The organism is Leptospira noguchii serovar Panama str. CZ214 (assembly GCF_000306255.2).
GTDB lineage: Bacteria > Spirochaetota > Leptospiria > Leptospirales > Leptospiraceae > Leptospira > Leptospira noguchii.
Genome location: NZ_AKWY02000021.1, coordinates 69037 through 85000 on the forward strand (window position 1 = coordinate 69037; position 15964 = coordinate 85000).

Consider the following 15964-nt stretch of genomic DNA (forward strand, 5'->3'; position numbering starts at 1 on the left):
TGCGTTTCGCCTTAGTTTTGTTAGTTGAATATTATTTTCATTCTTTAATGATTGAGGCGTTGAAAGTTTTATTCGGTGAAAATTTAAGTCTACCCCACAATCTTAAAATCAATCATTTCTGAATCTTTGGATAAAATATGTAAATTCCTACAGAAACCGCCTCTTTATGGTTCCATAAGTTTTTACGATTTAAATGCCTTGCAGAGTTCTCATGTTTGTTCCCAAATTTGCAATATTTAAACTTCTATTTTGTGAAAATCGGCATAGAACGCAGGTTTGGTTTAAAAAAGCTGTTAGGCGAAATTGAAAAGGATGAGATTTATAAAAATTTTGTCTGCCGAAATTTAGGCATTTAAGTATAAATTAGATTCTGAGGTTCAGTCTCATTTGGGTTGACTCGAAAAATACTACATCCTAAAATTGAAAAAGGAGGCCTCGTATGAAAGAAATTTTTGATTTATCACCTAACACCGATTTGTGGTCTTCGAAATCAGTTTCGACAATCGATACACAAATTCTTTTCTCGTTTAATGAAAAATATGAAATGGCTTTGGAAATATTGAACGAACTCAGCCCGTCCGTAGTCGATTCTTCAAATTTGAAAACTTTATTCCCACAAAACTATGATGGGGAAATTTTTACACAACTGACTGAAATTTTGAAAACTGGAAACTTTCATACGGAATACCAACCGATTCTGTCTTTGGAAACAGGAAAAATTTACGCGTATGAAGCTCTCGCCAGATTCCGTATCAAAGGAAAAAATATTTCTCCGGAGTTTGTGTTTAATGAGCTTCATCAAGATCCGGATCTATTTTTTGAATTTGAAAAAGAATTAAAACGGTTTCAGATACTAAATCGTCCGCAAGGCAAAAATTTATTTTTGAATTTGGATCCACACGTCTGTAAAAATCGTTCACAGGCCGCTGAATGGCAAAAACTTTTAGGTAAAAAAAAAGATATAGTCTGCGAAATTATTGAAAATACCGATTCTACATTAATTGAAAATACTCGATTTTGTTTGGATGTTTTGAGACGAGAAAATATTCCAATTGCTCTTGACGACGTAGGTGGAGATCAGAATCTTTTTTGTTTTAATTTTTTAGAATATTCTAAATTTATTAAATTTGATAAATGTTGGTTGAAACTTTTTAAAACCAGGCCTTCTTATAAAAATATAGCCTGGGGGTTTTTGAATTTTGCAAAAGAATCGAATATAATGTGTATTTTAGAAGGAATCGAAACCTCCGAAGATTTTTTGATGGCCGCAGAAATGGGATTTCCTTTGGTACAAGGATTTTTGTTTCAATCTAGGAACGTTTTAGTTTAAAGCATCAGATATATATTATATAGAATTTAAATGAACTTTTCTCTATTGGTTTTATGTTCAGTAAATGTTTTGTTGGGACGATTTATAATTTATAAAAACATTTATATCTCGTTAAGATGTTAAACGGTTTTATTGAGAAAGTAAAATTTTTGATAAACTTTATAAATTTCTTATGCGGTGATTGGCACTTGATTTTTTGTTTATAGAATTTTTGCATGTTATTTATGGGATATTATGTATAGATTCTGTTTGGTAAAGATTCAGATTTATTCGATCCTTTCCTTTATAAAAATTTTAAGAATTATTCGAATTCTCATTTGTAAACTCGAGTTTTGTACCGAAAAGTTTACTATTATCAATGAGTTGATATTTTATTTTTTTATAATGTACTCTTCGGATTTGTATGCTCAAAATAAAATAGAGGTACAGATTAAATTTAAAGAAAAGATCAAATCGATTAGTATCGAAGGTGAAAATTTTTCTAAAAGAATGAATGCCGGATCGAACTTAGAGGTTTTTTTAGAAATTCCGAAATATGGCAGTTATACTATTTTAGCGGAGAATGAAAACGGAGTTCTGAAAAAAAACTCAAATTCAAGCTCAGCCTGGTAATACTTCGTTTTCGATCGACTCTGAAAAAAATCAGGATGGAATTGTAGTGTTAGGGGAAAAAGATGGGCCTGATTTTGTTCGTTTAAAACCGGAAGAAATTAACAAGATGCCAGGTACTTTCGGAGATTCTTTAAAAGCGATTTTTAATATTCCTGGAATTGCCCCTATATTCCAAAATTATAATAGTTCTGGATTTCAATCTGCTATGGCGGACTGAGTCGAACCGCTCCGAATAATAAAAGTCCAGACGTTCCTAATAGTCAGAGAGGTTTTCTAATAATGAGAGGAGCAGGAACTCGAGCCAATCAATTCTATTATGACGGCCTTCCTTTAATTTATCCATTTCACGCGGATGGTATTACTTCTGTTTTGAATAACAACGCGATTCGGTCCTTGGAAGTTTATTCTGGCACTTATTCTGCAAGATATGGATTTGCTACAGGAGGTGTTATCGCAGTAGAAGGTTTTAAAAAGAAAAATGATTCTGTGGTTTTAAATCTAAATACATTTTTAGTGGATGGTTACGTATTTAAGAATATAACAAAAAACTTAAATATAAGTGCATCTGGAAGAAAATATTATCCTAACTACATTTTAGGAAGAATTCCAGATTTAGTTCCTAACCAAACCTTTGTTTCCGATTATAGCGATTATCAATTTAGAATCAATTGGGAAATAGATAATCATAATTCGCTTACGATTTCTTCCTTTGGTACAAAAGATTATCGTCATCCTTTTTCTACGAACAAACAATACGAACCTAAAAAGAATACAATGGAAACTTTGAACGATTCTTTGATCGTAGATAAAAATTTTAGAACCGATGGAATTCAATACGTTTGGAAACCGTTTGAATATGTTTCCAACACAATGAATATTTCGAGAAGTTACTTTCAAGAAAGAATTCAAAATAATACTTATTTTACGGATACCTCTAAAGGTGCGCTTTCGGCTGCTTTTGACGGATTACAAAAAGTGAATACACTTGGAAACGATTTTTCAGAAGATCTTCGTTACTTTGAAGACGTTATGGAGATTAACTTATTCAAAGCGGTTGCAGCTTTACATTTCAATATTATAGTTGTAGAAAAATTAATTCTCCATCTATTTCTGTTTAATAGGAATGGCCGTTTAGAACAGTTTTGTTAAACAGAATTATGAAATTTTTCAATAGCTATATTATATTATATTATATTATATTTTTAGAATTGTATTTTTGTTTTTTAAATGTAAAAATTTCCTCTTAATCAAATCTAAGAATTCAAATTGGTTTTTCCATTTTCCAACAAAAATGAATTTTTTCATTTCTAAAATCTTCTGGGATTGTAAACTTAGAAATATCTTTCACGTTATCCCATAAAACGGCTTGTTTAGAAAATTCAAATTTTCTAAAGTTCGTAGAAAAAAACAAAACAGCACCTGGGAGCGCAAAATCTAGATAGAGTGTATTTAAAATTTCAGCGTGATCCTTTTGTATATCAAAGATTTCGGCCATTTTTTTACTGTTAGAAAAAGTAGGCGGGTCGACTACGATCAGATCATATTTTTCTCGATCTGGATTTTTTCTTTCATGCCGAAGCCATTCCATCACGTCGGCTTTGAATACACGGTGTTTTGTAAGTGAAAATCCATTCAATTTTAAATTTTCTTCCGCCCAGTCGGAATACGTATTGGAAAGATCCACGCTTAGACTTTTTACAGCCCCGCCTGACGCTGCGTAGACGGTAAACGATCCGGTATAAGAAAAAAGATTTAAGAATTTTTTTCCCTTGGATTCCTTACGTACGAGGTCTCGAGTGATTCGGTGATCTAAAAACAATCCGGTATCAACATAGTCTGATAAGTTCACATAAAATCTAAGTCCGTTTTCTCCCACCTCGAATAACTCAGATTGTTCGGATTGTTTTTCGTATTGCTCCTTACCTTTTTTAGGTTCTCTTTTTTTCCAAAAAATTTGGTTTGGATCAATAGAGAGAGTTTCACAAACAATTCTACTGACTTCTTCATTTTCTTTTATCTTATCTTCATCTGAAATTTCGTAATTGTTTTTATATACAGAGATATGACAGAGGGGACCATAAAGATCTACGCAAACAGGGACTTGAGGTATATCACGATCGTAAATTCGAAAGCATTCTATGTTTCTTTTACGAGCCCATTTTTTCCAGTGTTTAGCCATTCTGGTTATACGATTTCGAAACATAACCATAGGATTCCCAAAATCGTTAAGCGAATTAAATCGTTTTTCCAACATGGGACCAGAATTAAAAAATCTACTCTAAAATCCAATCAGAACAAAGAGTCAAATTTCGTAAAAAGACTGACAAATTTATAAACGTAAACTATGATTGCGAGGTCGAAATTTGGTTTCATTTAAGGATCAAAATAGAAACTAAAAAAATACGGTGTTGTAGTATCTATAAAAAATTAGAAAAACAAAACTTGAACTAACCGAGTTTTTTATATAAAACTTTCCGGTACAATTTTTCCTTCGAAAAAATTGTAATTTAACACTTTCGATTCTCCTAAAGAGAGCTGGTTTTATATTGGTGTTTGTAGTTCAAACATTTTGAATTCTAATTTATAGAGGTTCTTTTAAATTAATAAATAGGGGAATTGAAAGTTTGAAATATATATATCTTGAAAATCAAAAAGTGAAACTATTTCTTTCTTATTCGGAAACGGATTCTAAAAATGTAATTCTATTTGTTCACGGTTATCCTGACACACATAAAACTTGGGATTTGCAGGTTAATGTTCTGAAAGAAAAATTTACGTTAGGTGCAATAGATCTAAGAGGATCTGGAAGATCTTCCAAACCTTCAGAACAATCCGAGTATAATTATACCATGATTCTTTCCGATTTGTTGGAAGCGATTCGTTTCCTTTCCAAAGATAAAAAGGTGCATCTGGTGGGTCACGACTGGGGGGCCGCACTTGGATGGTTATTTATTAGTAATTATGAATATTCTAAATACATAAGTTCTTTTACTGCTATTTCCGCTCCTCATCCTTGGCTTGCGGGAAGAAGGATAATCGATGACCTGTTCAGTTTAAATCTAAGTAACTGGAGTAAGGTGATCGATCAGGGGTTTCGTTCCTGGTATATATGGTTTTTTCAAATTCCTGTATTGCCAGAATTCATTTGGCAAAACTTTGGCGAATCGATTTATGGATGGATCATGGATTGGGGAGGGGTTCCTAAAAAAGATCCTCTGAGGAAATTGAGCAAAAACGATATTTATAACGCCTCGATAGCACCCATCAATCTATTCAGAGAATTATTGTTTGGTAAAACGGTTATTTCGTCCCCTTCTCATATTAAAGTTCCAGTGCAATTGATTGTTCCTCAAAAGGATTTTATCGTTTTGCCAGAGGTTTACGAAAACTCTTATGATTATGTTGAAAAATTAGAAATTCATAAAATAAATTCCAATCATTGGGTTCACAGAGAACAACCGGATTTAGTGACTGAACTCATTCAAAAATTTATTTTAAAATATTCCGTCTAGTACTGTTATGCTATAATCATCTCAAAATGCTTTATATTTGCTTAAAATATCAATTTTGATTGTTCTAGATATTTTTGAAATGACTTTGAATCAAAGTGAGATCGATTTTTTTAAGGAGGAATGTCGTAGTTCCGACAGATTGATCTTCAAATCCAAGTGATTGTGTTATGCGCCATTCTGAATCTTTTTCAGGGATGAATAATTAACGTGAGTTAACGCGAAAGGGATCGATGTGGGGTCGATAAATTGAAACTTAAGTCGAAATATCGTATTAAGTTTTTTTCATGCAATTTATTGACCAGAGCTGAGAGCCCGGTCCGGCTGCTTCTGGCAGCCGGATTCGTCCCGATTTTCTTACGTCAAACTCACGTTGAGTAGTGTAAGTTTGGCTGAGAAAAAATTTTCTAAAAAAAGTATGAGTTTCTACAAAATTTTAGAATTTGTTCGTAAAATCGTGATTTGTAGTAGTTACACAGATTAAATCATATTATGAATGTTTAAACATTTACTTTATGTATGAGTTTCTACATTTTAGAAATCGATCCGTAAAGTTTAGATTCCAACTTTTTTAGAAAAATGGATTTTTTACACCGAATTTGCGTTATATAAATCACATTGAATTTGCGCGCGAATTGCAACTGACAAGCGAAAACCTATTATACAATTCTCAAGCTATCTCATTTGCGTAAAAGAATTGTTTTTAGTTTCGAATTGAAAATAAAAAAGGCCCGGTATTTTTACCGAGCCTCTTATTTCAGAGAAAACTAACTTTCTGTAACTTTTTGATTCGTTTGGATTTTATTGAAGATTTTCCGGATTTTCTTCCTCTCCATTTTCTTCTTCGGGTGAAGATTCTTCATTTTCAGAAGATTCACCACCTGTCTCATCTTCCGAAGTATCGGCAGAAGGAGGAGTTGTTTCCGCCTTTTTCTTGTTATTCGATTCTCCGGTTTCGGAATCTTCAGAAGAATGTGTGGAAGGTTTTCGATTTTCTTCAATAGCCTCTACTTCTTCTGTAGCCGGTTTTTTCTTTCTGGACGGAGATTCTACTTTGTCTAATCGAGTTGGACCTTTTCGAGGAGGAATCAATAATACTTGTTTCGGATAAATCAAGTTTGGATTTTTGATTTTATTACGATTTGCTTCGTAGATTCTTTTCCAAAGTTTAGAAGTTCCATAATGTCTTTTGTCTTTTGCGATTCTCCAAAGACAATCCGCAGGAACCTTCTTACGAACCACATAACGTTTCCAACCTTCCGGTAAACCGTCTTCACCGATTTTAGATGAAGAATTTTTGTCTTCGGATATAGATTGATTTTTAGTATTTTTGTTTCCTTCGGTTTTTGTGTCTCGACCAGCAACCTTATCAGTTGTCGCTTTTCTTTCTATTCTTTCTGCCAATTCGGTGGCTTGATCTACTACGATTCTGGAAAGACGGATTGCTTCTTCGGAGCGAGAAATAGAATCTTCGTATTTTTCGGAAGAATATAAATCTTCTGCGGATACTCTAGATTCTTCTGCAGCTTTTAGATTTTCTTCGGCTCTTTGATAAGAAACTTGAAAATCTCTGGATGAATTGATTTTATTTCGATCAAAGGATGCTAACCTTGTGGTCGCAGACGCTACACTTTGTTTTGCAAGTTCTTTCTGCTTTTCTGCATAAACCTTAATATTCTTAGCGACTAATTCTCCGGATTTTTTACGAATATCGTCTATTTCAGAATATCCTTCTTTAATCTTTCCTTCTTCTATTTTGGCTTTGGAAGAATCTAAACGATTTCTAGTTTCTGAGACCTCCGGATCTTTTCCTTCTGCATATTTATCTGCATCATTTAGATTTTTATCTATGTCCGCAAAAGAATCGATCAATTGTTGTTTTTGAGAAAGAGCTAATACTTTGGATTCATCCGCGGCCTTTTTAGAATCCGTATATTTTTGACGAGAAGCCTCGTACTGATCGAATGCCGCCAATCTCATCCTTAGTTTTGCATCGTCTCCAGATTCTTTTGGATACGACTCTAAAGTGCGATCCGCAGTTTCACGAAGAGAATCTCCTTCTTTACGAAGTTGTACAGAAGTATTATAAGGTTCAGAAGCAAGTTGAGAAGCGTAAGCTTCTTCTGCAGACTCGATCGAAGAGCTGGATTCTTTACGAGCGTCATCAACAGAAGATGGGAAGGATTTTTCAGAAGCATCTAAGGCTTTTGCTCTTGCATACAACGCAGATTTTTTAGTTTCTGCAAGATTTTCTTCCGAAGCTTTTTGATGAGCTGTGAGTAAGTTTTTGCGGGCTTCTTCTAATTCTGCAGGAGCATATTTTTCAGCACCCGCAGACTTGGCTCTTGTGATCGAGTTCTTTGCGTCACTTAATTCCTCAATAGGAAGTTCTGCTCCACAGGAAATAAAAAACCCTGCGAGTAAGATTATAAAAAAAGAAAGTATTTTTCTTTGAGTCGATTTCATTGCGGCACCAGATTTTAGAAAAGGTAGGATAAAATTAAAATTCCGATTTACTTAAAAGCAGAAACTGCTTCTGATTCATTATCAAAAATCTCAAAAAAAGAAGTTAGTTTTGTTAACTCAAATACCTTTCTTACAGATCCAGAAACATTGATAATTTTAAGTCCACCCTGATATTTTTTCAGATTAGAAAGGCTGGAAATGAGAGCACCAATACCAGAAGAATCTATGTAAGAAACTTTTTCGAGATTGATGATCGTATAATATTTTTGCTCCTCGATGAGTTTCGCGATTACATCTTTAATTTCTGGAGCATTGTAGAGATCGATTTCTCCGTTTATGTCCAGAATGACAATGTTCCCGCTTTCTCTTCTGGTTATTTCCATAAATAATCAGCAACTCCTTTCTGTTTCTTTCCAGCTCTACTAAAGGAAAGTCGATTCTTTAAATAGTCAACCGGAAAATTCGGGCTTTTCATACAAATTTTTCCACTTGGCATAGATTTCTAAAAATTCTCCTTTTTGAATGGAGTTTTGAATCTCTGTTAGAAAATTTTTCATAAAATGTAAATTATGATATGTCGAAAGTGAGAATGCAGTGATCTCGCCTACGTGATGTAAGTGTCTGATGTATCCTATACTATATCTTTTACACACCTTACACGTGCAATTCGGGTCCATGGGGGAGTCGGAGTTCTTCCATCTTTCGTTTCTTAAATTGATTTTTCCTAAAGTTGTAAATACTTGGCCGTTTCTTGCGTTTCTGGTCGGAAGTACACAATCAAACATATCAACTCCGTTTTTCACTCCATCCAAAATATCTGGAACTGTACCTACCCCCATCAAATAAAGAGGGCGATTTCGATCTGTGTAAGTTGCAATACCGTTTAAAATTCGAATGAAATCTTTGCGAGGTTCTCCGACCGAGAGACCTCCTATCGCGATTCCGTCAAACGGTAGTGAGGTGATCGCGTTTAGACTTTCTAATCTAAAATCAAGATCAATTCCTCCCTGAAAAATTCCAAAAAGATGTTGGGAGTTTTTATTCTTTTCCCAGTATTGCACCGACATTTCGGCCCATCGATGTGTTCGATCTAAGGATTGTTTGAGTCTTTCTGGACCGGAATCGAAAGGTGCACAGTCGTCTAAAACCATCATTATATCGGAACCGATACTCCTTTGTATGTCTATAACAGAGTTAGGAGTAAAATAATGTCTACTTCCGTCTATATGAGATTGAAAACGAACGCCATCTTGTTCGTATTTAAAAAGTGAATTTAAACTGAATACCTGATACCCGCCGCTGTCTGTTAGAAGTGCTTTTTTCCATGTGGAGAATTTTTTGAGACCTCCGAAACTATTCAGTACGGAAGTTCCAGGTCGAAGATAGAGATGATACGTATTTCCTAATATTAGAGAATACTCAAGTTCTTCTAGATCGTCCGCCGAAAGGGTTTTAACAACTCCCCTTGTACCTACTGGCATAAATACTGGAGTTTCTAGTTTTATTCCGTTTAAATTTAGAATTCCGGTTCTGGCTTTAGTAAGAGAGTCTTCCGAAGTTGTTTGAAAAATCATTTATTAGAAGAATGTTCGTTGCAAGTTCCATAAATGTTCAAGCTATGGCCGGTGATTTTAAAACCGTTCTCTCTTGCCGCTTGTTCTTGGAGTTGTTCTATTCTTTCGTCTAAGAATTCCACGATTTTTCCGCAAACTGTGCAGATGATATGATCGTGATGTTTGTGTCCTATTATGTGTTCGTAATATTTATAATCCTTTCCAAAATTATGTTCTTGTAATAGACCCGCTGAAACCATTATGGAAAGTATCCTATAAATTGTGGCTTTGGAAATTTGATCTCTTTGATCTTTAAATTCTTCTAAAAGCCCTTCTGCAGTAAAATGATTGTGAAGGGAAAAAATTCTTTCAGCTACTAACATTCTTTGATTGGTAATCTTTAAACCTTCTTTTTGTAAATACTCCGAAAACGTTTGCATTTCCATACGGACCGCTGGTTCCGTTTTATTTAGAATAGCTTCTTGTTTTTCTCGATTCATATTAGATTTTTACCCGAAGGACGAGTCAAGATTATCAGGGATCGATCTTTCCGGCAATAGAAAAATACCAACCTCTTTCCGTCTCTTCTGCAATTCGAACCGCCATTATTTTTAATAGTCTTGCCTGTGCTTGGATTTCACTTTCTCTAAATCCGATTTGATCGGAGAATATAATTCTTACTGGGATCTCGTCTCTTTCCAAAATTATTTTTTGTCCTCCAACTTTCTGTAGTTCGAGTCGGACTATGATTGTCATTTCTCTGGAGATCGATTGTCCTCCTTGGTCTAGTAAATTTCCGATGAGTTGGTAGTGAACGACTTCTCCATAAAGCCGATAAGAGGCAATTGATTTCTCTCTTGTTTGAAGGAATCTTCCTCTGGTATCTATCTCAGCTCGAACTAACTCCGTAAGGAGTGTCTGTACTCCCATTCCATAGGAATTGTTTCGAAAGTTTTGGATATATATTCTTCTCTGTTCGTCCGGGATTGGTACTCCGTCTATCTTGGGAGGATTTCCTGGTTCTCTTGTAAAGTATGTGCATTGATTGAGTTGTAGAAAAATTAAAACCAAAATCGCCAATCGGGCAATAAACATAGTTGGAAAGGTCCTTTGCGGTCGGACCTCCGTGCAAGGAGTTTTTTAGATTCCTTTTCAGCTTTACAAATTTCATTTTTTGGTCCATTTTTCTGAAAGATGAAAAGATTTTTCGTTTTTTCAATTTATGTTATTCTTTTATTTTTTTTGATTTTCCAGGAATTGTGGGCGGAGGACCGACCAGAATTTCCTGAGTTACAAGGAAAACTTAGGTTTCCTATGGAAGTGCAAACCCCAGTTTCCGGTTCTTTTGCAGAATATAGGACTCATCATTTACATATGGGAGCCGATTTTAAAACTTTTCATCTGAACGGTTTTCCTGCAGTAGCTCCTTTTGATGGAGTTGTAGAATCTATTTCCGAATCTCCGACCGGATATGGACTCAATTTAATGCTTCGTTCTTCTTCTGGGTTAAGAGCTAAATTTGCACATCTTTTCAATTTAGAAGGTACAAAAAAAGAACTGGAAAATCTAAGACAAGCATTGCATCTTTTAAGTGATGGGATTTTCTCCGTAAAATTTTTAGATCATAAATTCTCCGTAAAACAAGGACAACCGATTGCAAGAATCGGAGAATCGGGTACGGGGGTTCCGCATTTACATTTTGAACTTCATGGAAATGGAGATACTTTTAATCCTCTCGCATATTTAAAAATGAATGATCGGGACGGAACTCCGCCCGAATTGTTAGTTCTTTACATAGATTCTTCTGACGGTCAGAAATTTAGGATACCTCTTAAGAAAAAAGAAGACGGTATTTACGAACTCAATGATCCAGAACCACTTAAGTTAGGTGGAGAAGTTAGGATAAAACTCGGCGCGTTCGATCGAATGAATTCTCGTAATAAGAATAATCTCTATTTTGCGAGACTTATATCCGAAGGGAAAATTCTCTATGAAAGAAAGTTTGAAAAAATGAGTTATGCGGAAGCGAGGGATCATCAGTCCATTTATGATTCAAACCGTTCTTCTCTCAATCCACCAGTTTATGTCTATAATCTTTTTCCTTCTTTCAAACCAAGTTTAGATCTTAGAGAATTTTCAGTGAATCAAGAAATTCCACTGGAAATTATTGCAGGGGATAAAGAAGAAAACCATTCTTCCTTGAAAATTAGAATTTTTAATTCTGGCTTTAAAGGATATTCGGAGAAAAAGACCGAAACGGAATATTTATCTTCGGATCGTAGGTTTTTACTCAAAACTCCTAAAGGAAATACATTCGGAAAAGGGAAGATTTTTTTTGAGGTGGTCGGAACTCCAGCCAGTGAAAATTTTTTACCTGAAGGTTTAGTTTTAAAAAGTGAGCTGATCGAGATTGAATCTACCGGAATTAACTGGTCTGGTGAAGCTAAACTTTTCTGGAAGGGTAGAAGACTCGGAAAAGGGGAGAATCTCTATCTATTCGAAGAAGGAACTAAACGTTGGGTGATTCTAAAAACATTTTCGGAGGTTGGAGGAATCGGAGCTACTTTAAATAAAATAGGAATTATTGCAGTTCTGGAAGATCGTTCTAAGCCCAAAATAGATCATCCATTTTTAATTTCCCGTTATAGATTTACGCCGGAGGTCCGACCAACTACTACAATTGAAAGAATGTATTCGGTATCCGATGTAGGTTCAGGATATGCCGGAGGCGCGGAGATCCTTTTGGATGGACAAACTTTTCCATATGAATTTGAATCTGATCGCAAAATGATTCTTGTAAAAATTCCCCGATCTTTTGCGAAATTTAAAAGAAGACTTTTACTGCAGGCAAGAATTCGGGATCGGGCCGGTAATTTTTCTGATTGGTTAACCGACCTGATTGATTTAGGACAAATACTGGAAGACGAAAAAAGCTAAAATAACACAAGTTCGTGGAGAAAATCAGGGCGAATCCGGCTTGCCTGCGGCAAGCCGACCGGGCTCTCCGCTCTGGTCAATAAATTGAATACAGGAAACGTTATATAATAATCTACTTTAGTTTTTCAATTTATTGACCTCGCATCGATCCCTTTCGCGTTATACCGGATCACGTTCGTTTAACGTGAGTTCGGTGTAAGAAATTTCTTTTTCGGTAAAAAATAAAATGTGGGAACTCACGCAAAAAGTAAAATTTTCAAAAAGTTAGGAGAAATTTCTTTGCAAGAATATGTGAGTTCCCACAGAATTTATTCTAATTCGACGTAGTGTTTTCTTGTATTGATAAACGTGAGTTCGTCTAAGAAAATAAGAAAGAATTTTCTAAAAATATGTAATCCTACAATTTTAAAATTTGTTTGTAAAATCGTAATTTGAATTAGTCCCCACATTTTAGAAATCGATCTGTAAAATTCAGATACCAGCTTTTTCAGAAAAATAAATCAAGCCGAACTTACGTTTTTTAGATTTTGTAAATTCTTTTGATATAAAAAATCTGTTCTTTGTTTTCGATTCTTTTTACTACGAAACGCGTGAAAATAGAATCGAAAGCAAACGATGGATTTTACGAAGAATAGTAACTCTTACGGATTTGTGCCTATTCCTGAATTTATTACTTCTTCGAGGAAGTAATAAATTCTAAATTTTTTAAACAGACTTATTCTATCTTTTTCATACATATTCGTGGTAAGTATTCTTTTCAATTAAAGATTCTAAATAAAGAGGTCGGTAGACCGCCCCTTTATTTAAAAGAAAGTTCTATCTTTTACTAAAGTTGTAAAAAAGAATCACTTTTTCAAATCAGTATAAACACCACCTGCTGGAGATTTATAATTGATTTCAAAAATATCATAATCCGATTTTCTCCAACCAGTTGCAAAGGCGACGGAAACACCTATATAATACTTTGTCCCAAATTTCATTGTATTCCAAGCAAATTCGGCCACTTGCTCGTTTGTAATTGAAAAGGGATGAACCTTTCCACGGACTTCGTCCAGATATAAACCTTCGTAAGTTCCAATTGCAGTTCCTTGATAATCCAATTGAAGAATTCTACCCGAAACCGAAAAATTTCTTTTGGATCCTGTTTTATCTACGATAATTTTTTCGGCTGCTTCCTTCGGAATAGTAGAGATTTGTCTTTGAGCAGAAATGATTTCAAAATCGGTTGAAAGAGCTGCAGGTTCAATTTTATGGATTTTGTATTGAATCAAAATTTCTTGATTTAAACTATTACTTAAAAAATTTACAGTTTCTGCATTTTCGGGGCGAACAGAAAAATCTACTTTTTCTTTTAACGGAGAAAAACATTCGTCCTTGGATGTCTCGCATTTTTCGGATTTATCATAGGTGGTAAATTCTAAAATTCCTTCGTAAGAATCAAAAATAAGCCCACGGCTTTCAAACTGAACCAACTTTACTACAGCCCAACCTTCTGAATAAGTCCCTAAAGCAAAAATTGAAGAAGAAAACAAAGGACCCATAAGGAAAAATAAAATGCTAATTCTTTTTAAATTTTTGAACATTATACACTCCATAACTTTCTTAAGTTCTACTGAATTCCTACAGAATAAAAACCATGAATTTTGAGTCAAGTTTCTGATAAACGTGCAGAATTCTGGACATTCTATTATGCAGTAATTAGTAAGATTCGAACAATGTAAGAATTGAATTTTCATTTTCAAGAAATATTTAACCAAATTTACTATGAAAATGGAATCGAAAATTAACGATCGATTTTGTGAAGATATAGAAGTTATTACCAATTGATTCTAGTCTGGATGGCTTTTTTTGGGAAAGTCTACGTTCTAATTTTTTAAACAGAAGTATCCTATTTTTTTCATGCGTCTTTGTAGTGAAAAATAAAAATTTTTCTCTGAAAAGAATTACTAACTCCTGCCTAAAGGATAAATTTTAAGATGAGTCTACTTTGAGAAAAGAAGGTTAGAAGCTCTATTATAGAGCTTTAAGTAACGTTAGTTTGACGTAAAAAAAAATAGGGCACCGCTCTGGTCAATAAATTGTATACAAGAAACATTATATACTAATTTTCTTTAGTTTCAATATAGAGCACGATTTGTCGAGCGACCATAGAGAGCGTTCTGCTGTGTTTGCCTCGCATCGCGTTAAGTAATAACCGTCCCAAAGTCAAAAGCTTTCTGTTATTGCCTATAAAATTGAGTATCGCAAATTTTATTACAAAACTCTACTCCAATGCAAAATTTTAGATACTCAATTTTATAATTCTGAGTAAAAGTCAATCCTTATATAACTGTGTTTTTTGAGACAATTATATCTCAAAAATAATTTTTAAGGAATCTTTATAAAATTCAAAGACTGAGTTTTCAATATCAATTTTCTTCATGAAATCGTTATTTTGCGATTGTTATTCAATAAAAAATTCATTTTATAGAATAGAGTTGTTGAAAAATTCCATAGTTCAAGATTAACAAAACTACTTCAATCGACCGTTTCAATGAAACATATTGAGAATTAATTTTTCAATTCTTTTGATAACAAAACCTCAAAAGAAACCGCGATTGTAATTTCTAATCTTATACAATAGAGTATTGTTTACAAACAAATCTCAGTCTATAATAGGGCCTTAGATACTCTATTATATAATTTTAAGTAATCGCTAAAATCTAAAGGTTCGTTTAGCTTTTAATTTTTGAATCAAGGTCGGATCTCCGATATATTCTTCAAATTCATCTAAAATTGGATTTTCCGCATATTTAGATTCTGGATAAAGATCTGTCTCCAACAATAATTTGACAAACATTTTGCACATAGAAACTCCGTGTAAAAATGAGAGTCTTTTAAGTTCTGTCCAATCATCCTCAAATGGTCGAAAAGAATATCTCTGCAATTCGAGTTTTTGTTTTTGATAACTGATTTTGTTTCTTAGAGTTTGTTTTGGAACCAACATAAGGAGTGGTCTTTGATGGATACATTGATTTAAAAGTAATCTCAACGAACCTGCTCTTAGAATTCTTTTAGCCAAATAAAAAACCAATTCTTTAGGAACATTGAAGTCTGATGGCGATCCCCAATTTTTTTAGATTTTTTGGGAAATTCGCAGGCTTTTGTTCTATTTGATTTTTTCCGGAACGATTTGGTTTTAATAATTTTAGATGTCTGAATGGTTGTTTTGAGTTTTTAGTCTTCATACCGTTATCGGTTCCAACAACTCTTTAGTCAGATCTGTTTTTTAAATTTTTTTTATGTAATTCTTATTTTTTTTTAAAATAATTTTTATATTAAAAATGAATATTATAATATTTTGATTTTTTGAAAACTTAATATTTAAATTATTTAATTTCAGTTCATTATGTCTTATTTTGATCATGGTTTTGGGTAGGAAGACCGCCTTAAAATCAAATTACGGTAGAATTAAAAAAGTTATCATTTTAAGAATGATGATTTTCGTTGGAACCCGTGAAAAGTATTTAGCCCGGTGATGATAGAAAAAAATATAGTATTTCTCTTGGAAGTAATCA

11 protein-coding genes and 2 pseudogenes (1 of these 13 cut by a window edge) are annotated in these 15964 nt (G+C 33.8%); 4 read left to right on the forward strand and 9 right to left on the reverse strand.

The genetic code is table 11. The features are described 5' to 3' along the window. Positions 1–439: 439 nt before the first annotated feature. Both LEP1GSC059_RS10700 and LEP1GSC059_RS10710 read left to right on the forward strand, forming a co-directional pair. Complete coding sequence (locus LEP1GSC059_RS10700) at positions 440–1330, forward strand: EAL domain-containing protein (RefSeq protein WP_017215691.1); 891 nt, start codon at positions 440–442, stop codon at positions 1328–1330. Between the two features lie 384 nt (positions 1331–1714). Continuing rightward, positions 1715–3007: pseudogene (locus tag LEP1GSC059_RS10710) on the forward strand (TonB-dependent receptor plug domain-containing protein); the annotation flags it as partial. 196 nt (positions 3008–3203) lie between these two features. On the opposite strand, the gene LEP1GSC059_RS10715 reads toward LEP1GSC059_RS10710, so the two are convergent. Beyond that, complete coding sequence (locus LEP1GSC059_RS10715) at positions 3204–4196, reverse strand: class I SAM-dependent methyltransferase (RefSeq protein WP_017215693.1); 993 nt, start codon at positions 4194–4196, stop codon at positions 3204–3206. Between the two features lie 370 nt (positions 4197–4566). Here LEP1GSC059_RS10715 and LEP1GSC059_RS10720 point away from each other — a divergent pair, with 370 nt between their 5' ends. Beyond that, the gene (locus LEP1GSC059_RS10720) at positions 4567–5454 is read left to right on the forward strand and encodes an alpha/beta fold hydrolase (protein WP_002177937.1); all 888 of its coding nucleotides are present in this window, start codon (positions 4567–4569) and stop codon (positions 5452–5454) included. Between the two features lie 798 nt (positions 5455–6252). Here LEP1GSC059_RS10720 and LEP1GSC059_RS10725 read toward each other — a convergent pair. The 5 genes from LEP1GSC059_RS10725 to lptE form a co-directional block, all read right to left on the reverse strand. After that, complete coding sequence (locus LEP1GSC059_RS10725) at positions 6253–7917, reverse strand: lipoprotein LipL71 (protein ID WP_017215694.1); 1665 nt, start codon at positions 7915–7917, stop codon at positions 6253–6255. A 47-nt stretch (positions 7918–7964) separates the two neighbouring features. Continuing rightward, positions 7965–8300 carry an STAS domain-containing protein gene (locus LEP1GSC059_RS10730; protein ID WP_000406878.1) on the reverse strand — a complete coding sequence of 112 codons (336 nt, stop codon included), beginning with the start codon at positions 8298–8300 and terminating at the stop codon, positions 7965–7967. A 66-nt stretch (positions 8301–8366) separates the two neighbouring features. Next, complete coding sequence (tgt, locus tag LEP1GSC059_RS10735) at positions 8367–9491, reverse strand: tRNA guanosine(34) transglycosylase Tgt (protein ID WP_002177960.1); 1125 nt, start codon at positions 9489–9491, stop codon at positions 8367–8369. Further along, positions 9488–9970, reverse strand: coding sequence for a Fur family transcriptional regulator (locus LEP1GSC059_RS10740; protein WP_002177854.1), 483 nt, complete (start codon positions 9968–9970; stop codon positions 9488–9490). The genes tgt and LEP1GSC059_RS10740 overlap by 4 nt, the downstream gene beginning before the upstream one ends. Positions 9971–10004: 34 nt before the next feature. Then, positions 10005–10565, reverse strand: a complete 561-nt coding sequence (gene lptE / locus LEP1GSC059_RS10745) for an LPS assembly lipoprotein LptE (protein ID WP_002177936.1) — start codon at positions 10563–10565, stop codon at positions 10005–10007. A 99-nt stretch (positions 10566–10664) separates the two neighbouring features. On the opposite strand from lptE, the gene LEP1GSC059_RS10750 reads away from it, so the two are divergent. Next, positions 10665–12407, forward strand: a complete 1743-nt coding sequence (locus tag LEP1GSC059_RS10750; RefSeq protein ID WP_165569151.1) for a M23 family metallopeptidase — start codon at positions 10665–10667, stop codon at positions 12405–12407. Positions 12408–13252: 845 nt separating this feature from the next. Here LEP1GSC059_RS10750 and lsa26 read toward each other — a convergent pair. The 3 genes and pseudogenes from lsa26 to LEP1GSC059_RS10765 form a co-directional block, all read right to left on the reverse strand. Then, entirely contained in the window at positions 13253–13990 is a 738-nt protein-coding gene (gene lsa26 / locus LEP1GSC059_RS10755; RefSeq protein ID WP_020980739.1) for a surface adhesion protein Lsa26, read from the reverse strand. Positions 13991–15102: 1112 nt separating this feature from the next. Further along, a pseudogene (locus LEP1GSC059_RS10760) lies at positions 15103–15634 on the reverse strand (DUF1564 family protein). A 235-nt stretch (positions 15635–15869) separates the two neighbouring features. Further along, positions 15870–15964 carry the end of a DUF1564 family protein gene (locus LEP1GSC059_RS10765; protein WP_020980843.1) on the reverse strand. It continues 493 nt past the right edge of the window, so 95 of the gene's 588 nt are visible here — the last part of the coding sequence; the start codon falls outside the window, past its right edge; its stop codon occupies positions 15870–15872.

Excerpts from the sequence above, each read along its gene's own strand:
- tgt (WP_002177960.1), bottom strand. The coding sequence starts at position 9,491 with ATGATTTTTCAAACAACTTCGGAAGACTCTCTTACTAAAGCCAGAACC.
- LEP1GSC059_RS10725 (WP_017215694.1), bottom strand. The coding sequence starts at position 7,917 with ATGAAATCGACTCAAAGAAAAATACTTTCTTTTTTTATAATCTTACTC.
- LEP1GSC059_RS10715 (WP_017215693.1), bottom strand. The coding sequence starts at position 4,196 with ATGTTGGAAAAACGATTTAATTCGCTTAACGATTTTGGGAATCCTATG.
- LEP1GSC059_RS10750 (WP_165569151.1), top strand. The coding sequence starts at position 10,665 with ATGAAAAGATTTTTCGTTTTTTCAATTTATGTTATTCTTTTATTTTTT.
- LEP1GSC059_RS10700 (WP_017215691.1), top strand. The coding sequence starts at position 440 with ATGAAAGAAATTTTTGATTTATCACCTAACACCGATTTGTGGTCTTCG.
- lsa26 (WP_020980739.1), bottom strand. The coding sequence starts at position 13,990 with ATGTTCAAAAATTTAAAAAGAATTAGCATTTTATTTTTCCTTATGGGT.
- LEP1GSC059_RS10740 (WP_002177854.1), bottom strand. The coding sequence starts at position 9,970 with ATGAATCGAGAAAAACAAGAAGCTATTCTAAATAAAACGGAACCAGCG.
- lptE (WP_002177936.1), bottom strand. The coding sequence starts at position 10,565 with ATGTTTATTGCCCGATTGGCGATTTTGGTTTTAATTTTTCTACAACTC.
- LEP1GSC059_RS10730 (WP_000406878.1), bottom strand. The coding sequence starts at position 8,300 with ATGGAAATAACCAGAAGAGAAAGCGGGAACATTGTCATTCTGGACATA.